This window comes from Halomonas cerina (assembly GCF_014192215.1).
In the GTDB taxonomy this organism is placed as follows: domain Bacteria; phylum Pseudomonadota; class Gammaproteobacteria; order Pseudomonadales; family Halomonadaceae; genus Halomonas; species Halomonas cerina.
Window position 1 is genome coordinate 441547 of sequence record NZ_JACHXP010000001.1, and the last position, 17531, is coordinate 459077.

The 17531-nt window shown below is 66.5% G+C and carries 15 protein-coding genes; 8 read left to right on the forward strand and 7 right to left on the reverse strand.

Going from position 1 to position 17531, the window contains the following annotated elements:
- The first annotated feature begins 225 nt into the window (after nucleotides 1-225).
- Nucleotides 226-1104: a formyltetrahydrofolate deformylase gene (gene purU / locus FHR94_RS02000; protein WP_343064622.1), complete on the forward strand. Its 879-nt coding sequence runs from the start codon at nucleotides 226-228 to the stop codon at nucleotides 1102-1104.
- 40 nt (nucleotides 1105-1144) lie between these two features.
- The gene (locus FHR94_RS02005; protein ID WP_183323932.1) at nucleotides 1145-2701 is read left to right on the forward strand and encodes a trimethylamine methyltransferase family protein; all 1557 of its coding nucleotides are present in this window, start codon (nucleotides 1145-1147) and stop codon (nucleotides 2699-2701) included.
- 81 nt (nucleotides 2702-2782) lie between these two features.
- Here FHR94_RS02005 and FHR94_RS02010 read toward each other — a convergent pair whose 3' ends face one another.
- Nucleotides 2783-3457 (reverse strand): SDR family oxidoreductase, encoded by a 675-nt coding sequence (locus FHR94_RS02010; RefSeq protein ID WP_183323933.1) that lies wholly within the window; start codon nucleotides 3455-3457, stop codon nucleotides 2783-2785.
- Nucleotides 3458-3670: 213 nt separating this feature from the next.
- Here FHR94_RS02010 and ftsH point away from each other — a divergent pair, with 213 nt between their 5' ends.
- Nucleotides 3671-5506, forward strand: coding sequence for an ATP-dependent zinc metalloprotease FtsH (ftsH, locus tag FHR94_RS02015; protein ID WP_183323934.1), 1836 nt, complete (start codon nucleotides 3671-3673; stop codon nucleotides 5504-5506).
- 63 nt (nucleotides 5507-5569) lie between these two features.
- On the opposite strand, the gene FHR94_RS02020 is transcribed toward ftsH, so the two are convergent.
- The 3 genes from FHR94_RS02020 to FHR94_RS19820 form a co-directional block, all read right to left on the reverse strand.
- Nucleotides 5570-6892: an erythromycin esterase family protein gene (locus FHR94_RS02020; protein ID WP_183323935.1), complete on the reverse strand. Its 1323-nt coding sequence runs from the start codon at nucleotides 6890-6892 to the stop codon at nucleotides 5570-5572.
- Between the two features lie 145 nt (nucleotides 6893-7037).
- Nucleotides 7038-10172 carry an efflux RND transporter permease subunit gene (locus FHR94_RS02025; RefSeq protein ID WP_183323936.1) on the reverse strand — a complete coding sequence of 1045 codons (3135 nt, stop codon included), beginning with the start codon at nucleotides 10170-10172 and terminating at the stop codon, nucleotides 7038-7040.
- On the reverse strand, nucleotides 10169-11401 hold the full coding sequence (locus tag FHR94_RS19820) for an efflux RND transporter periplasmic adaptor subunit (RefSeq protein ID WP_183323937.1): 1233 nt from the start codon (nucleotides 11399-11401) through the stop codon (nucleotides 10169-10171). Before FHR94_RS19820 ends, FHR94_RS02025 begins: the two co-directional genes overlap by 4 nt.
- 145 nt (nucleotides 11402-11546) lie before the next feature.
- Here FHR94_RS19820 and FHR94_RS02035 point away from each other — a divergent pair, with 145 nt between their 5' ends.
- Nucleotides 11547-12818 (forward strand): ATP-binding protein, encoded by a 1272-nt coding sequence (locus tag FHR94_RS02035; RefSeq protein ID WP_183323938.1) that lies wholly within the window; start codon nucleotides 11547-11549, stop codon nucleotides 12816-12818.
- A gap of 61 nt (nucleotides 12819-12879) precedes the next feature.
- Nucleotides 12880-13419 (forward strand): response regulator transcription factor, encoded by a 540-nt coding sequence (locus FHR94_RS02040; RefSeq protein WP_183323939.1) that lies wholly within the window; start codon nucleotides 12880-12882, stop codon nucleotides 13417-13419.
- A gap of 102 nt (nucleotides 13420-13521) precedes the next feature.
- On the opposite strand, the gene FHR94_RS02045 is transcribed toward FHR94_RS02040, so the two are convergent.
- A complete protein-coding gene (locus FHR94_RS02045; RefSeq protein ID WP_183323940.1) occupies nucleotides 13522-14292 on the reverse strand; it encodes a 3-hydroxybutyrate dehydrogenase in 771 nt (256 codons plus the stop codon).
- A gap of 84 nt (nucleotides 14293-14376) precedes the next feature.
- Nucleotides 14377-14808, reverse strand: a complete 432-nt coding sequence (hybE, locus tag FHR94_RS02050; RefSeq protein WP_183323941.1) for a [NiFe]-hydrogenase assembly chaperone HybE — start codon at nucleotides 14806-14808, stop codon at nucleotides 14377-14379.
- Nucleotides 14809-14917: 109 nt separating this feature from the next.
- Here hybE and FHR94_RS02055 point away from each other — a divergent pair, with 109 nt between their 5' ends.
- From FHR94_RS02055 to FHR94_RS02065, 3 genes are all read left to right on the forward strand, one after another.
- Nucleotides 14918-15736 carry an inositol monophosphatase family protein gene (locus FHR94_RS02055; RefSeq protein WP_183323942.1) on the forward strand — a complete coding sequence of 273 codons (819 nt, stop codon included), beginning with the start codon at nucleotides 14918-14920 and terminating at the stop codon, nucleotides 15734-15736.
- A gap of 167 nt (nucleotides 15737-15903) precedes the next feature.
- Nucleotides 15904-16176 (forward strand): GrxA family glutaredoxin, encoded by a 273-nt coding sequence (locus FHR94_RS02060; RefSeq protein ID WP_183323943.1) that lies wholly within the window; start codon nucleotides 15904-15906, stop codon nucleotides 16174-16176.
- A gap of 106 nt (nucleotides 16177-16282) precedes the next feature.
- Nucleotides 16283-17047, forward strand: a complete 765-nt coding sequence (locus FHR94_RS02065; RefSeq protein ID WP_183323944.1) for a VOC family protein — start codon at nucleotides 16283-16285, stop codon at nucleotides 17045-17047.
- Nucleotides 17048-17295: 248 nt separating this feature from the next.
- Here the strand turns inward: FHR94_RS02065 and FHR94_RS02070 are convergent.
- Nucleotides 17296-17531: CoA-transferase (locus FHR94_RS02070; RefSeq protein ID WP_281375891.1), on the reverse strand; the 236-nt coding region annotated here is incomplete at its 5' end.

The following is a 17531-nucleotide window of genomic DNA, read 5'->3' on the forward strand; positions in this document are numbered from 1 at the left end:
CCAGCGCCACCCAAACCCACCTTCAACTTATTGATTTACTGAATATTATTGAACCATAAAGTGCCGATGGCCCGGGTCGCCCCTGCAACGCCGGACGTCGTCGTCGGATAAGCGTGACGCTCCGGCGGGCGTACATTGCAAGGCATACACGCGAATCGACGCCCGACATGGATAGCCGCCAGACAGACCGGACCATCACAACGTTACGATGATCAGAGGGTTAGCATGCCCGTCATGACTGAAGGCAAGAATATCTATGTGCTGAAGGCAAGCTGTCAGGGTGCCATCGGCACCGTCTCCCGCCTGACGACCTTCCTGGCCGAGCGCCACTGCTACCTCATGGAAATGTCACAGTTCGACGAAGTCGATAGTGGCAACTTCTATGTGCGCTGTGTCTTCTCGACGATGCCCGGCCTCACGCCCAGTCTCGACGAGCTTAAGTCCACTTTCGATGCCGACGTGGCCACCCGTGATGCCATGCACTGGGAAATGCACGATACCCTGACCCCATCCAAGGTGCTGATCATGGTGTCGAAGTTCGACCACTGCCTCGATGACCTTCTCTATCGCCAGCGAACCGGCGAGATCAAGATGGAGATACCGGCCATCGTCTCCAATCACCCGGACCTCCAGCCGCTCGCCGACTGGCACCAGATCCCCTTCCATTACCTGCCCGTCACGCCGGAAACCAGGGCGGCACAGGAGCAGCAGATACTCGAGCTGATCGAGGAAACCGGCGCCGAGTTGGTGGTACTGGCGCGGTACATGCAGATTCTCTCGCCGGCGATGTGCGAGCACCTGGCGGGGCGGGCCATCAATATCCACCATTCCTTCCTGCCGGGCTTCAAGGGAGCCAAGCCCTATCACCAAGCCTTCGAGCGTGGTGTCAAGCTGATCGGCGCCACCGCCCATTATGTCACCACCGACCTCGATGAAGGGCCGATCATCGAGCAGACCGTCGAGCGCGTCGACCACACCTACAGCCCCTGTCAGCTGGCCGCCGTGGGTCGCGATGCGGAAAACATGGCGCTCTCCCGCGCCGTGCGCTTTCACCTCGAATACCGGGTCTTCGCCAATGGTAACAAGACCATCGTGTTCCGTTAGCGCCTTCCACTATGCACCACAACGCCTGGAGTGCCTTGCCATGACATCCTCCCCTACTCGCCGTCGTACTCGGACCTCCGGCGCGCGCCGTGCCGGACAAGGTGGTGCCCAGGTCCCCGTGCCGCCCTACGCCACGCGTCAGATTCCCTGCTATGAAGTGCTGAATGAAGAGGGGCTATCGCTCATCGAGCACAATGCCGACACCATTCTTGAGGACATCGGCATCGACTTTCGCGATGATCCCGAGGCGCTGCGGCTCTGGCGCGATGCCGGCGCCGACGTCGAGGGCGAACGCGTGCGCATGCCGCGAGGCCTGTGCCGCCAGCTGATCCAGGCCAGCGCGCCGCGACAATTTACCCAGCACGCCCGCAACCCGGCGCGCAGCATCGAGATCGGCGGCCCGCATACCGCCTTCGTGCCTGCCTATGGCTGCCCCTTCGTGTATGACCTCGACCGGGGGCGGCGCTACGGCACCCTCGACGACTTCCACAATTTCGTCAAGCTGGCCTACCAGTCGCCCAGCCTGCACCATTCCGGCGGCACCATCTGCGAACCGGTCGACCTGCCGGTCAACAAGCGTCACTTCGACATGCTCTATGCCCACATGACGTACTCCGACAAGTGCTTCATGGGCTCGGTGACCCATCCAGAACGGGCCCAGGACACCGTGGACATGGCCCGGATCCTGTTCGGCGACCGCTGGCTCGACCCGGACACGGGCCAACCGCGGACCTGCGTGATCAGCCTGATCAATGCCAATTCGCCGATGACCTTCGATGCCACCATGCTGGGGGCCGCCAAGGTCTATGCGCGCCATCACCAGGCCTGCATCATCACCCCCTTCATCCTCGCCGGGGCCATGTCCCCGGTGACCGTGGCCGGCACTGCCGCCCAGACCCTGGCCGAGGCCATGGCCGGCCTGGCCTTCGTGCAGTTGGTCAACCCAGGCGCACCGGTGGTACTGGGCAGCTTTGCCAGTTCCATGTCGATGCAATCCGGCGCCCCCACCTTCGGGACCCCCGAGCCGGCACTGGTGCTCTACGTGATGGCCCAGCTGGCACGGCGACTGGGCGTGCCCTTCCGTTCCGGCGGCTCGCTGACGGCGGCCAAGCTGCCCGATGCCCAGGCCGCCAGCGAGAGCGCCAACACGCTGTTGCCCACCACCCTCGGCGGCGTCAACTTTGCCCTGCACGCGGCAGGTTGGCTGGAGGGGGGGCTGGCCATGGGCTACGAGAAGTTCGTCATGGATACCGATCAGGCCGCCATGATGCAGACGCTGCTCAAGGGCGTCGACCTGTCGGAGAACGGCCAGGCCCTGGACGCCATTCGCGAGGTCGGGCCCGGCAAGCATTTCCTGGGCTGCGCCCATACTCAGGCCAACTTCAGGACGGCCTTCTACCTTTCGCCCCTCACCGACAACAACAGTTTCGAGCAGTGGGACGCCGATGGCCGGCTCGACATGGCCCAGCGTGCCAATGCCCGCTGGAAGACACTGCTGGCCGAGTACCAGGCACCTGTCCTCGATCCGGCCATCGACGAGGCCTTGGTGACCTACATGGAAACGCGCAAGGCATCCTTCCCGGATTCCAACCTCTGAGCGTTCGACGCTAACCGGGTGCCTGGCAGACGGTATCCTTGGCCGGGGCAGTTTTCACCGCGGTCGACCCTCAGGCGGTGATCACCAAGGCAGCGGTTCGCCGTTGCTGTGCCAGAAGCCTCCGCTGGTCTCGAGCGTCAGCGCCTCGATGCGCGCGGCGATGCCGGTGGCGGCCGCCTCGGGCGTGATCAGGCCGCCGAAGTTGACCATGCGCGTCTTCACATAGCCCGGATGCAACTGGGCCACGGCGATGCCGCGGGGCGCCAGGTCCACCGCCAGCGACTTGCCGAAGGCGTTCAGCGCTGCCTTGGAGGCCCGATAACCATAGCGGCCGCCGGAGTCGTTGTCGGCGATCGAGCCCATGCGGCTGGTGATGTTGGCGATCTTTGCCCCCTCGCCCAGCCACGGCAGCAACGCCTCGACGATCCGCAGCGGGGCATAGGCATTGATCTCCATTTGCGCCCGTATGGCGTCGAAGTCCAGCGCACCCAGGGACTCGTCATGCAGCATGCCGGCATTGTTGATCAGCAGGTCCAGCGACTGGCCCTCGAGGGCCTCGGCCAACCGGGCGGCATCCGCCTCGCGGGTCACGTCGATGCCATCGATGACCCGCTCTGCTACCTCGGCAAGCTCATAGGAGGCAGTGCGGCAGACGCCGAACACCCGCCAGCCGGCCTGGTGGTAATGGCGCGCCAGCGCCAGGCCGATGCCCCGATTGGCGCCGGTGATCAGTACGGTGCGTGCGTTGGCTGCCATGCTCGGCTCCTCTCGATTGAACAAAGCGGTCGGCCGGAACCCGTCCCGTGCCGGGCGAAATCCGGGTCGGCGACGTGCACCGGGGAACAGGGTGACAGGTGCGGGGAAGTGTGACCGATTTCAAGGGTCGCTACACTGAAGACCATCACACGGCATCCGGCCGCGCCGTCACGCGGGGGAGCACGCCGGCCAGACTATGGGACGAGAAATCGCATGGAACCCAATCGCCGCTTCAACGTGATCTATGTGTTGATCGCCGTGATGGTCTTCCTGACCTTCCAGAGTGTCTACCGCAACTGGCAGACCACCGAGCCCATCCCTTACTCCGACTTCACCCGGCTGCTGGAGGAGGGGCGGATCGCCGAGGTACAGGTCGGCGACGACCGCCTCACCGGCACCTTCAAGACCCCGCAGCCCGATGGACGTACCGCCTTCACTACCAACCGGGTCGACCCCGACCTGGCCGACCGACTGGCGCAATATGATGTCACCTTCAATGGCCGCGTCGAGAGCCCCTTCCTGACCATCCTGATGTCCTGGTTCGTGCCGCTGGTGTTCCTGTTCGTGATCTGGTACTGGCTGATCCGCCGCATCACTGGAGGGGGCGGCGTCGGCGGCATGATGTCGATCGGCAAGTCCAAGGCGAAGGTCTATATGGAGACCTCCATCAAGGTCTCCTTCGAGGACGTCGCTGGGGTCGACGAGGCCAAGAACGAACTTCAGGAAGTCGTGGCCTTCCTGCGCGACCCCGAGCGCTACGGCCGGCTCGGTGCCCATGTTCCCAAGGGTATTTTGCTGGTCGGCCCGCCCGGCACCGGCAAGACACTGCTGGCTCGGGCCGTGGCAGGAGAGGCTGGCGTCCCCTTCTTCTCCATCTCCGGCTCTGAGTTCGTCGAGATGTTCGTCGGGGTCGGCGCCGCGCGGGTCCGCGACCTCTTCGAGCAGGCGGCCAAGGCCAAGCCATGCATCATCTTCATCGACGAGCTGGACGCCCTGGGCCGCGCCCGCGGCCCGGGCGGCATGAGCGGCCAGGACGAGAAGGAGCAGACGCTGAATCAGCTGCTCTCCGAGCTCGACGGCTTCGACCCGTCCACGGGTATCGTGCTGCTGGCCGCCACCAATCGACCAGAGATCCTCGACCCTGCCCTGCTGCGCGCCGGTCGCTTCGACCGCCAGGTGCTGGTCGACCGTCCCGAGCGCAAGGGTCGATTGCAGATACTTCGGGTGCATATCGACAAGATCCGCTCGCTGGCCCCTGACGTGGACCTGGACCATGTCGCCTCGCTGACGCCGGGCTTCACCGGAGCCGACCTGGCCAACCTGGTCAATGAGGCGGCGCTGCTGGCCACCCGCCGCGACAGCGAGATGGTTGCCATGGAGGACTTCATCAACGCCATCGAGCGCATCGTCGCGGGCCTGGAGAAGAAGAGCCGTCTGCTCAACGACCACGAGCGGGCCGTGGTGGCCCACCACGAGATGGGCCATGCCCTGGTGGCCGCCTCCCTGCCGGGTCTGGACCCGGTGCACAAGGTCTCGATCATCCCTCGTGGTGTGGGGGCGCTGGGCTATACCATCCAGCGGCCCACCGAGGACCGCTTCCTGCAGACGGCCAGCGACCTGAAATACCGCATGGCCGTGCTGATGGGCGGCCGCGCCGCCGAGCAGCTGATCTTCGAGGAGGTCTCCACCGGTGCTGCCGACGACCTGGCCAAGGTCACCGAGATCGCCCGCGACATGGCGACCCGCTTCGGCATGGCCACCGAGGCCGGCCAGGTAGTCTACGAGAAGGATCGCCAGGCCTTCCTGGGCGATATCTACGGTACCCACCAGCCCCATGACTACTCCGAGGCTACCGCCCGCGAGATCGACCTCTCGGTTCGCCAGTTGGTCGACGAGGCGTATGCCCTGGCCCGAGAGACTCTCGCCGCCCGGCGCCAGGACCTGCTCGAGGGCGCCGCCCTGCTGCTTGAGCGCGAGACCCTGACCGCCGAGGAGTTTCCGGCGATGCGGCCGGCACACCAGGCGCCTCAGGCGACCATCACGCCTTGACAGCCTTTCAACCCTATCTCTGCAAGGTCGTGCTCGGCCGCGAGCTGTGACGCCGAACACACCTCAGACGCCGAAGGGATAGGTATCGGGAATGGCCTCGCGCCGCCAGCTCGGCCCCGGGTCCAGCGGCTCGACGGCCGTGGTCTCGTCCAGGTGATAGACCGCATCGAACTGCTCGGCCAGGCAGGCGCGGAAGTAATGGCTGGCTCGCTCCGTCTCTGGCCGATAGATCACCCCGATGGCACGTTCCAGCAGGCTGGCCCTCAGGGGGTCGGCACGTGCCGACATCAAGGGCAGGTAGAAGCGGTCGAGCCCGCTGTGGTGGAAGAGCCGCTCGACGCTGCCCCCAAGCGCAGGGCGTACCCAGCGGTGCTCGGCAGGGCCATCCCAGTCGCTTGCCGCCGTGACATGGCCGGTGTGGGTGGTGAAGCCCACCAGCAGCACCCGCTCGGCCCCGAAGCGTCGGCGCGCCAGTTGGCCGACGTTGTGCTGCGCCTGGCGCCACCCCATCTCGGTGGCACGGGCGTCGCCAAGGTGAGAGTTGTGAGCCCACACCACTACGCGGCCGAGGCCACCCTGGCGGCGCAGGTAGTCGTGCAGCTCGGACAGGGTCTCGGTCATGTGGTCATCGCGCAGGTTCCAAGTATCCACCCGTGAGCCAAACATGGCCCGGTAGTAGGCCTCGGCGTTCACCACCACCCGGGCATTCTGCTCGGCGAAGAACTGTGCGTCCTCGGCACGGTGCCCGTCGGCGCGCAGGTAGGCATCGGCCTTCTGCCTCAGCGCCACCAGCAGCCGGATGGCCGCCTGCTCGCAGGACGGGCTCAGTCCGAAGGCGGCGCGGCGCCCATAGTGGAACGGATCGCCGCGGTGGTCGAGGCAGGCATAGCCCTGACGCGCTAGCTCAGCCTGGTCCGGATCGACCCTCTCCAGGTAGTCGATCACCGCCTCGGCGGAGCGATGCAGGCTGTAGAGGTCCAGGCCGAAGAAACCGACCTGTTGCGCCAGCGGCCGGGAGGCATTGTGTTCGGCAAGCCAAGCGATGAAGTCGCGCACCTCGTGGTTGCGCCACATCCAGCCGGGGAAACGCTGGAAATCATCGAAGGCCTCGCTCAGGGTGTCATCGCTCCCGCCGCGCACGAAGCCGTCGAGGCGTAGAGCATCCGGCCAGTCGGCCTCCACCAGCACCGCCTCGAAGCCCTTTTCCTCGATCAGCCGCCGAGTGATCGCCGCGCGCATCCGGTAGAACTCGGCCGTGCCGTGAGAGGCCTCGCCGAGCAGCACGAAGGGCCGGTCGCCGACCTGTTCCAGCAGCGTATCGTGGTCCCTGTCGCGCTCTTCCAGTGGTGTAGCAAGCTCGCGGACACAAGCAAGGGGTGTGGTCATGGGATGATCCTCCCGGACGCCAGCGACAGACACCCCCAAGTCTAGCCCTGGTTCTGGGCGAAGACAGCTCCGGGCGAAGACAGGGAGGTCGGCGTGACGAATACCCCCGCTCCGGTAGAGGAAGCCGCCGACGGCTCGGAAGACCTCACGCCTGTGGCTCGGTCTCCGGCGCGTCGTGGCCACGACCGAGGCGCACGCGCAGGTGCTCCAGATAGCTGAGCAACACCGGGATCACCGCCAGTACCAACAGGGTCGAGAGACCCAGGCCGAAGGCGATGGACACGGCCATGGGAATCAGAAACTGCGCCTGCAGCGAGGTCTCGAAGAGCAGTGGCGTGAGCCCGCCGATGGTTGTCAGCGAGGTCAGCAGCACGGCGCGCACCCGCTGTACCACGGCCTCCTGGAGGGCCGCGTCGATACCCAGCCCCTTCTGGCGCTGATGGCGATAGAAGGCCACCAGGATGATGGCATTGTTGACTACGATACCGGAGAGCCCGAACAGGCCGAACAGCGAGAGCATGGTGAGATCGAGCCCCAGCAGCCAGTGCCCCAGCAGCGCCCCGACCAGGGCAAGCGGGATGATCGCCATGACGATCAGCGGCAGGCTCCAGGAGGCGAAGACCCAGGCCAGCACCACGTACATCAGGCCCAGCCCGACCAGCAGGCCCATGCGCATGTCGGCGAAGGTCTCGCGCTGGTCGGCGGAGCGCCCCTCGAAGCTGTAACGCAGACCATGTTCCTGCATCAGCGCCGGCAATACCGACCGCTCCAGGCTCTCGAGGACCCGCTCCACGCTGTTGACCTCGGTGTTCACCTCGGCGGTGACCTCCACCGCCAGGCGTCCGTCGGCATGGCGTAGCGCCTCGAAGCCCTGGCGATGGTCGAGTGACATGACCTGCTCCAGCGGCACGAAGCGGCCCTCAGGCGTGCGCACCGTCAGCTGGGCGAGGGCTTCGAGCTGCTCGCGCTGCTCACGTGGCAACAGCACCCGCACCTCCATCTCGTCCGGCCCATCCTGGTAGACCTGTACCAGGCGCCCGTCGAAGGCGGCGCGAAGCTGACGGCCGAGGTCCAGGGTCGTCAGCCCCAGGGCCTCGCCGTAGGGGCTGACCCGATAGAGGAGCTGCTCGCGCCCCCAGGGCATGTCATCTTCGGTGTTGTAGACGCCCGGCAGCTCCTGCAGAGAGTGAGACAGCGACTCCGCCGCCCGCTTGAGCGCGAAGGCGCTCTCGCCGGTCAGGCGGATATTGACGTCCGCGCCTGGCGGGCCGGCACTGCGCTCGCTGATGGTCAGGTTCTCGAGCCCCGCCGGCAGGGCAATTCGTGAACGCCAAGCCGCGATGAACGCGGCGTTGCGCACGTCGCGATCGTCCGAGGCGGTGAGCTCGACCATGATCGATCCCAGGTTATCGCCGCTATGGGCCACCTCGCCGTTGACCAGGGTCGCCCCATGCCGGGTCACCGCATGCTGAACCAGATCACCACCGAGCGCCGCCTCGGCCTCGGCGAGCGCTGTCTCCATCTTTGCCAGCAGCCGGTCGACACGACCGCGATCGGTGCCGGCCACGAAGTTGGCGTTGGCGTAGAGCACGTTGGGCTCAGGCGTGGGGAAGAAGTTGAAGGCCAGCCGCCCGCCGGCCAGCAGACCGACGGTGAACAGCACCACCGCCATCGCCGACGCCAGGGTGGCCGCCCGGTGACGCAGGGTCAGCCCGGAAAAGCGTCGGAAGGGCCCCGCGCGGAAGGTATCGAAGGCCTGCTCGAAACCATCCCGCCAGCGGGATAATCGACGGCGACGAGCGCCGGTCCGGGCGGGCACGAAGGCATTGCGCAGGTGCGCCGGCAGCACCACGAAGCATTCCAGCAAGGAGGCCACCAGCACGCAGATCATTACCACCGGGATGTCACCGAGGATATTGCCGATCACCCCGCCCACCAGCAGCAGCGGCATGAAGGCCGCCACCGTGGTCAGCGACGAGGCCAGCACCGGCCAGAGCATGCGTCGGGCGGCACCCTCCGAGGCATGGCGTGGATGCTCCCCCAGACGAAAGTGGGCATCGGCATCCTCACCGACCACGATGGCATCGTCGACGATCACCCCCAATGCCATGATCAGCGCGAACAACGAGATCATGTTGATCGAGCCCCCGACCACCCAGAACACCGCCATGGCGGCCAGGAAGGCGGTAGGAATACCGATCGCGACCCACAGCGCCACCCGTGCCGGGAGGAAGCCATAGAGCAGCAGCAGCACCAGTGCGAGGCCGCCCAGGCCATTGCTGACCAGCAGCCAGATCCGCTCGGCGATTAGCCGCCAGGTCTGGTCATGGACCTCGAGCGTCACCGAGGCAGGCAAGGCGGGGCGCGTCTCGGCGAGCCAGCCCTCCAGTACCTCGGCCGCCGCCAGGGAGTTGCCGTTCTCGGCGCGCTGCAGTAACAGTTCCACCGCCGGGCGACCGCCGCGGCTCAGGGTTACCTGCCCCTCCCGGGGCTCCTGGCGCAGGGTGGCGATGTCCCCCAGGCGCAGCTTCACCCGATCGCCACCCAGCACGGGGATCTCGCCGAAGGCATGGAGCGTGCGCGCCTGCTCGACGGCGCGTAGCTCGCGGGTACTGTCCTGCTGCCCCAGCAGGCCGGCTGGCAGGTCCCGGGACATGGCATCCACCCGGTCGGCGATCTCGTCGAGGCTCAGCTGCAGGCCATACAGGCGCTCGACGGGCACCTCGATGCTGATCTGCTGCTCGGGCAATCCCTGTGTCTCCACCCGGTCGATCCCGGCCTGGAGCAGGCTCTCCTCGAGGCGGGTCGCCAGGTGGCGCAGCGCCTCCTCCGCCACCGGGCCATGCAGCAGCAGCCGGGCCACCGGCTCGTAGCGCGCGACCCGGCTCACCCGGGGCTCCTCGGCATCCGCGGGCAGGTGAGTGAAGGTGTCGACCTGCTGGCGCACGTCATCCAGCGCCAGCACCGGGTCACGGCCCTCAAGGAATTCTAGGGTGATGCTGGAGACCCCTTGGGCGGAGGTGGAAGTCATGCGCTTCAGCCCCTCGAGGCTGCGCAGACGCTGTTCCAGCGGGAGGGTGATGCCCTGCTCCACGTCCTCCGCCGGAGCCCCGCTCCAGACGGTGCGCACGCTGATCACGTCCAGGGCGAAGCTCGGGAAGAACTGGATGTTCATCTGCGCCAGCCCCAGCACCCCACCCAGCAGCATGACCAGCATGACCAGGTTGGCCGCCACCCGGTGATGGACGAAGAAGCCGATGGGCCCCCGGCGTCGGCTCATGGGGCCTCCGGCGCCTCGACCGGCTCGACCAGAAGTCCCTGGATGGCATTGGGCAGATGGGTGATGATCACCCGCTGGCTCTCCTCGAGTGCGCTGCCTGCCACCAGCGCCCACTGCTGCCCCTCGGGCCCGTCGACCAGGCCGCGGCGGGTCACGGCGAGATGCCGCATGCGGCTCTCCTCATCCACCACATAGAGGGCATCGTCGCCATACAGGGCACTCTGCGGCACGGCCAGCGTGGCGGGGGCCGGCGTACGCTGGAGCCGCACCGGCAACAGGCTGCCGGGCCGCAATCCGACACGCTCACCGAGCTGCCGGAAGATCGCCTCGGTGCCGGCCGGATCGCTCTCGCCGGCCAGTCCTTCGAGAATCCAGCGGCTGCCGTCCTCGCCGGTGGCGAACAGTCGCTCTTCCGCCTCCAGGGCGGCCAGGAGCTCCGGCTGGTAGCGCTGGGGCAGGCGGGCACGCAGCTCCAGGCCGTCGCTCGGATAGATGTCGAGCAGCTCGGCGCGAGCAGCTACCTGATCGCCTTTGGCCACCCGGACCCCGCTGACCACACCGTCGAAGGGCGCGACCACTCGGCTGCGCTCGGCATCGCGCCGGGCGGCCGAGAGCGCTGCCCGGGCCCGGGCAAGGCGGGCCTCAAGGCTCTTCAACCGGGCAGGATGGCCGGCGATTTGGCCCTCGCGAGTGGCCACGGTGACCCGGGCCCGGGCCAGCTCGTTGCGCGCCGCATCCAGGTCTGCCCGAGAGACCAGGTTGCGCTCCACCAGAGAGCGGGTGCGCTCCCACTGGCGGCGGGCATTGTCGAGCAGCTCCTGCTCCCGGCCCAGCGCCTCGAGATCGCTGCGATGCTCGACGTTCTCGGCCTCGACCTGGGCTTCGAGATCGGCCACCTCGGCCCGGGCCTGTGCCAGCGGTGGTTGCACGTCGGCCTCGTCCAGGGCCACCAGCAGCTCGCCTGCCTCGACCCGCTGGCCATCACGCACCGGCCGCGCCGCGACCCGGGCGGCGAGCGGTGCGGTCACGGTGATCCTCCCAGGGGCGGTGACCTCGCCATAGAGCGGCAGCAGCGGGACATGGTCGGCAAGCGACACCGGCAGGGTCTCGACTCGCCAGCGGCGCTCCTGCGGGACCACGGTGGCCGGCTCCGGTGCCGTAACGCGCAGCACCAGGAAGGCCGCCACGCCCAGCACCAGGATCGCCAGAGGGATCAGACGTTTGTGCATCGACAGGTCCGCTCGCAACACATTCGAGGTGACCAATATACAGGCTGTCACAAGGGGAGAAACCCCGTCTCGCCGTGGCAGGGTCGGCAAGCCGCCGTGGTCCCGGATGGCGTATCATGGGGTCATCCTGGACCCTGGAGACCGCATGCCTGCCGCCTTACCCCTGCCGCTCTCGACCCCCAATCGCAATCTGGTACGCCTGACCATCGTGCGCGGCATCACCTGGACCGGCTTTCTGGCCGCCATCATCATCGGCATCGAACTGCTCGGCTTTACTCTGGCGGTCCCGGCGGTGATCGGCGTCATCGTGGCGATGGGCTTGATCAACGTCGCCACCTGGTGGCGGCTGGGCCGGCCCCGGGACGTGACCCATGGGGAGTACCTGACCCATCTGCTGCTGGATGTGGGAGGCCTGACGTTGCTGTTCTACTTCACCGGGGGCTCCAGCAACCCCTTCATCAACTATTACCTAGTGCCGGTGACCATCGCCGCCGCCACCCTGCCCTGGCGGCACGCCTGGGCCATCGCCGTAGCGACCATGGGGGCCTATACCTTCCTGATGGTGGTCTACCAGCCGGTGCCGCAACTGGGCCAGCCCCACGCCAACGGCCCGGTCAACCTGCATGTGTTGGGGATGTGGCTCAATTTCGGACTCTCCGCGGGCTTGGTGACCTTCTTCATCTACAAGATGGCCCGTGCCCTGCGCAGCCGGGACCAGGCGCTGTCGCGTACCCGTGAGGCGGCCCTGCGCAACGAGCAGGTGCTGGCCGTGGCGACTCAGGCCGCTGGCACGGCCCATGAGCTGGGCACCCCGCTGTCGACCATGGCGGTACTGCTCAACGAGATGCGCGAGGACGCCGGTGACCGCCCCCAGCTGCGTCAGGACATCGAGCTGCTGCGCCAGCAGGTCGACACCTGCAAGTCGCGGCTGCGCCACCTGGTGGAGAGCGCCGATCGCCGACGCATGGCCGAGCCCGAGATCCGCGACGCCCAGGCCTGGCTGGCCGGTGTGGTGCAGCGCTGGCTGGTGCTGCGCCCGGATGTCAGTCATCGGCTCGAAGTCGCCGAGCATCGCGGCCGCCCCCTGCTCGCCGTGGATGCCACCCTAGACCAGGCCCTGACCAACCTGCTCAACAATGCCGCCGATGCCAACTCCGACGACATCGCGATCCGGCTCGACTGGAACAGCGAGGAGGCCATCATCGACATCCGCGACCATGGCCCCGGGGTATCGCTCTCCATCGCCGATCAGCTCGGCGAGACCTTCGTCTCCACCAAGAGCAAAGGGCTCGGCATCGGTCTTTTCTTGACCCATGCCACCATCAACCGCTTCGGCGGCGGCGTGAGCCTGTACAATCATCCCGAGGGGGGCACCCTGACCGAGGTGACCCTGCCCCGCAGCGACAGCGCCGTCTGACGGGGGTCACCGTGACGGCATCACCGTGACGGGGCCACCGCGCAAGCTTCACGAGGACACCATGCCAGAGACCGCCCAACGCCTGCTGATCATCGACGACGACGAGATGTTCTGCCACGTGCTTCACCGTGCCCTGTCGAGGCGAGGCTACGAGGTGCTGCTGGCCCATGATGGCTCCCAGGCCCTGGCACTGGCCCGTCAGTACCAGCCGCCCCTGGCCACCCTCGACCTCAAGCTGGAGCACGAATCGGGCCTCAAGCTGCTGCCCGAGCTACTCGAGCTGGTGCCGGAATGCCGGATCGTGGTCCTGACGGGGTATTCGAGCATCGCCACGGCCGTGGAGGCGATCAAGCTCGGCGCGGTGAACTACCTCTGCAAGCCGGCGGATGCCGACGAGGTGCTCACCGCTTTCTTCCGCCAGGAGGGAGATCCGGAGACCGAAGTGGCGGACAACCCGCCCTCGATCAACCGCATCACCTGGGAGCATATCCAGAAGGTACTGCAGGAACACGACGGCAACATCTCCGCCACGGCCCGGGCGCTGGGTATGCACCGGCGCACCCTGCAGCGCAAGCTGCAGAAGCGGCCAGTGAGGCGCTGACGCTACGAGCTACGAGCTACGAGCTACGAGCTACGAGCTACGAGCTACGAGCTACGACATGAGTGTAGCCCGTTGCTCGCCGCCCGCGGCCCGAAGGCGGCGTTACTGCGCCGTCCAGCCGAGATCCATGTTCCAGCTCGCGCCGGTGACCGCTCCCGCGGCATCGGAGGCCAGGTAGGCTACCAGCTCGGCCACCTCGGACGGCTCGATAAGGCGTTTGACCGCCGCGTTCTTGAGCATGATCTTCTCGATCACCTCCTGCTCTTCCATGCCGTGCATCCTCGCCTGGTCGGCGATCTGGTTGTCGACCAGCGGCGTCTTCACGTAGGCCGGGCAGATGGCATTGGCGGTGATGCCTTGGTCACCGCCCTCCAGGGCGGCGGTCTTGGTCAAGCCGATCATGCCGTGCTTGGCACTGATGTAGGCAGCCTTGCCCGGCGAGGCGACCTGGGCATGTACCGAGGCGATGTTGATGATCCGCCCCCAGCCATTCTCGCGCATGGACGGCCAGGCGGCCTGGGTGAGCAGGAAAGGCGCGGTCAGCATCAGGTCGATGATGCGGCGCCACTGCGACTCGGGGAACTCCTCGATCGGCGCCACGTGCTGGATGCCGGCATTATTGACCAGAATATCGATACGCCCGAAGCGCTTGAGGGCCTCGGCCACCGCCGCCTTGCAGGCCTCGCCGTCAGTGAGGTCCGCCTGGAAGAACACGGCCCCGGCCCGCTCGGCGACCTCCTGGCCGGCGGGATTGAAGTCCACGGCCAGGACCTGGTGACCCTGCTCGCAGAAATGGCGCACCACGGCCTCGCCGATGCCGCTGCTGGTGCCGGTGACCAGGGCGACGCGGGGAGTGGAAGCGTTGTCGGTCATGCATGACTCCTTGTGATGGGCCCGAAGGGCGTTATCGACGCCTTCCAGCATAAGGGTGCAGCGACCCTCGCACCAGAGATCAGGTCACGGACGCGCCGGTGTCATGACCCGCTCCATCAGCCGCTGGGCCAGGCGACTGGCCTCCTGGAGGCTGTCCACGTCGGACAAATCGTCCAGCAGCTCGCAACGCCACAGCCTGACGGCATCGGACAACACTTCATGACGGAAGGGATAGGTTCCGGAGGGCAACGAGACCGTCATTACCAGCCGGCTATCGGGCAGGTCAGTATCGGGCTCCGAGGGCACCAGCGCCAGCGATAGCGAAACCGGGGTCACCAGCGTCCCCAGCAGGCTGTCATCCGGCGACGCCAGGCTGAAGGGCTGGAAGCACAGGGCATCCACCCCGAGGCGGGGATTGAAGCACGGTGCCTGCTTGGCCGCCTTCAGGTGGCAGGCACGCCAGGCCTCGCCGAGGCGACGCAGGCGGTCATACTGATCGGCATGCAATGCCTTCATGGTGGGCCTCCACGCTGACAAGCGGCCAGTATACCGCCTCCAGCGACGCCAGACAGGGGCGCAGGGAAGCTGCTAGCATGGGACATCGATCCCGCAGGGAGGAGCCGCCATGACGCCCGAACAACGACTGGAGATTGCCGTCGATATCGCCCAGGAAGCGGGCCAGTTGATCCGCAAGGCCCGCGAACAACAGGCCTTCGGCCACCGCTTCAAGGACGGACAGGAACTGGTCACCGACACCGACGTCGAGGTCGACACCCTGATCGGCCAGCGCCTAGAGAACGCCTTCCCCGGCGAGGCACGGTTGAGCGAGGAGCTGGCACCGGACCAGAGCGAGCTGGCCGAGACTGCCTCGCTGTGGGTGGTGGATCCCATCGACGGTACCGTCAACTTCGCCCATGGCCTGCGCCATGTAGCCGTCTCCATCGGCTGGATCGAGGGAGGAACCGCCCGAGCCGGCGTGGTGCACGCTCCCTTCCTGGACGAGACCTACACCGGACTGGCCGGGAAGGGCGCCTGGTGCAACGGCGAGCGCCTGCAGACCAGTCAGACTCGGCAGCTGACACACTGCCTGGTCGGCACCGGCTTTCCCCAACGCCGCGACAGCCGACTACCGCTGATGCGTCGGCTGCAGGCGGTGCTCACCCACTGCCAGGATGTGCGCCGCAACGGCTCGGCTGCCCTGGACCTGTGCGACGTGGCACGTGGCCGGCTCGATGCCTACTACGAGAGCGTCTCGCCCTGGGACTTCGCGGCCGGCTGGCTGATCGCCCGGGAGGCCGGCGCCCGCACCGGCCATCTCTATCCCTGCCCCGGGGGCCTTCCGGCCGACCTCTACGGCGAGAATTTGCTGGTATCGAACCCTCAGGTCCACGAGATGCTGGGCGATCTGCTGCGCCGAGCGGATGCCGGTGAGCTCGACCGTTGAGGCTCGCAGCGGCCGGCTGGCGTCACGCGACCCTCGTTGAAGATAGTCCGTGACAATCCCTGAGCAAGCTGGCCGCTATTGGCGAAACGCCGCGGGCTCGTTCACAATGGCGCCGTTTTCCACAAATCGTCGCACCGTTTATGCCCCCACGTGCAAGGAGTTGTCTTGTGTTTGTCGTGATCTTCGGCCGTCCCGCCTGCCCCTTCTGTGTCCGTGCCCAGCAGCTCGCCGAGCGCCTGGAATCCGTCGATGCCATCGAAGGTTACCGCTACGTGGATATTCATCAGGAAGGCATCACCAAGGCCGACCTGGAGAAGACCATCGGCAAACCCGTGCACACCGTGCCGCAGATCTTCATCGACCAGGACCATGTGGGTGGCTTCACCGAGTTCGATCGCTACGTCCGCGATCACGATCTGATGGCCGCCGCCGGGGCCTGACCGCTGCGAACAGCGTCCTTCCCTCGTTGAATGCCCATGACGCCTCGACGCCTATACTTCGGCATGCCGCGATGCACAAGGCACAACACAGAGGGAATGGGCAACGATGCAACGGGAAGAGTTCGTCCAGCAGCTATGGCTGGACTATGTTCATCAGCACCCGGATATCGGGTGTCTGCGGCTGTGGCCGATCGAGGCTCCGGCCGAGTATCTGACGCTTCTCACCCTGAACCATGGCCCTTGGTCCATGGAATCCATGCTGCCGACCCTTGGCCGTTTTGGCTATCGCCCCCAGCAGCGCTATGCCATGGCCGATCGCGGCCTGCTGGTGACCAGCTTGGCACCGCCGGGCCACGAGGCCTGGTTGGTGCTGGCCGAACTTCAACTGGGCACCCTGTCCCGCCAGCCGCGGGAACGTCTCCAGGCCCTCGTAGACGATCCGGCCACCGACACTCCCGGCCAAGAGCCGCTGTGTCGCCGACGCCCCTGGCCAATGCCGAGCTGGGACGCCTATCAGTCGCTCTCCCTCGCCCACCCACTGGCCGGCTGGCTGGCGGTGATGGGGCCTCGCCTGCATCATGTGGGCTTCGACTGCCAGCGGCTGGGCAGCGACATCGAGACACTCGATGAACAGTTGCGCCAGAGCGGACTGGTCGGTAATGCCGACCGGCACCACGGTATCTTTCCCGTCTCTCCCCTTCTCGACTATCGCTTCTATGCCACGATGTCCCGGCGACAGCCTTTCGCCGAGGGCGACGAGCACCGCATCGCGCTGGGCGGCCTGGCGCTAGTCCAGAAACAAGTCAGCGCCAACCAGGAACGCGCCGCCGAACTGCTGCTTCCCCACCATACCCGCTGCGAGATCCTGTGACGGCTCCCCACCCGAGTGGAAAGGGTTCTCGCGGATGGGGCTGATCTCGATACCGGTGAGGTCTCATCCACAGATTCTGTGGATAACGCTGTGCATGGCACGAAGGGAAGGGGATGCGAAGGCCGTGAGATGGCGCACGTCATGAAGTGGTCAGATTTTCGTCATGCCGGACCGCGGTCAGGCGCCCGCAACGTCAAGCGGCCCGGACATTGGGTCCGGGCCGCGTCGTTAGTTTCACCTGAGCAGGATCAGACCTCGAAGGTCATCTCCGGGACATGGTCGGGGACGACCAGTGTACCGGCAGTCAGCGCCTTGATCTCGTCGACGGTGACGCCGGGGGCACGCTCCTTGAGATGGAAGGCGCCATTCTCGATCTCCAGGTAGGCCAAATCGGTCAGCACCCGGTTGATGCAGCCCGCGCCGGTCAACGGCAGGGTGCAGTTCTCGAGCAGCTTGGATTCGCCGTGCTTGGAGGCGTGGGTCA

Bases quoted from the DNA above. Each gene is read 5' to 3' on its own strand.
- FHR94_RS02065 (WP_183323944.1), top strand. From the start codon at position 16,283: ATGCAACGGGAAGAGTTCGTCCAGCAGCTATGGCTGGACTATGTTCAT.
- FHR94_RS02025 (WP_183323936.1), bottom strand. From the start codon at position 10,172: ATGAGCCGACGCCGGGGGCCCATCGGCTTCTTCGTCCATCACCGGGTG.
- FHR94_RS02055 (WP_183323942.1), top strand. From the start codon at position 14,918: ATGACGCCCGAACAACGACTGGAGATTGCCGTCGATATCGCCCAGGAA.
- hybE (WP_183323941.1), bottom strand. From the start codon at position 14,808: ATGAAGGCATTGCATGCCGATCAGTATGACCGCCTGCGTCGCCTCGGC.
- FHR94_RS02005 (WP_183323932.1), top strand. From the start codon at position 1,145: ATGACATCCTCCCCTACTCGCCGTCGTACTCGGACCTCCGGCGCGCGC.
- FHR94_RS02035 (WP_183323938.1), top strand. From the start codon at position 11,547: ATGCCTGCCGCCTTACCCCTGCCGCTCTCGACCCCCAATCGCAATCTG.
- purU (WP_343064622.1), top strand. From the start codon at position 226: ATGCCCGTCATGACTGAAGGCAAGAATATCTATGTGCTGAAGGCAAGC.
- FHR94_RS02020 (WP_183323935.1), bottom strand. From the start codon at position 6,892: ATGACCACACCCCTTGCTTGTGTCCGCGAGCTTGCTACACCACTGGAA.
- FHR94_RS02040 (WP_183323939.1), top strand. From the start codon at position 12,880: ATGCCAGAGACCGCCCAACGCCTGCTGATCATCGACGACGACGAGATG.
- FHR94_RS19820 (WP_183323937.1), bottom strand. From the start codon at position 11,401: ATGCACAAACGTCTGATCCCTCTGGCGATCCTGGTGCTGGGCGTGGCG.
- FHR94_RS02045 (WP_183323940.1), bottom strand. From the start codon at position 14,292: ATGACCGACAACGCTTCCACTCCCCGCGTCGCCCTGGTCACCGGCACC.
- FHR94_RS02010 (WP_183323933.1), bottom strand. From the start codon at position 3,457: ATGGCAGCCAACGCACGCACCGTACTGATCACCGGCGCCAATCGGGGC.
- ftsH (WP_183323934.1), top strand. From the start codon at position 3,671: ATGGAACCCAATCGCCGCTTCAACGTGATCTATGTGTTGATCGCCGTG.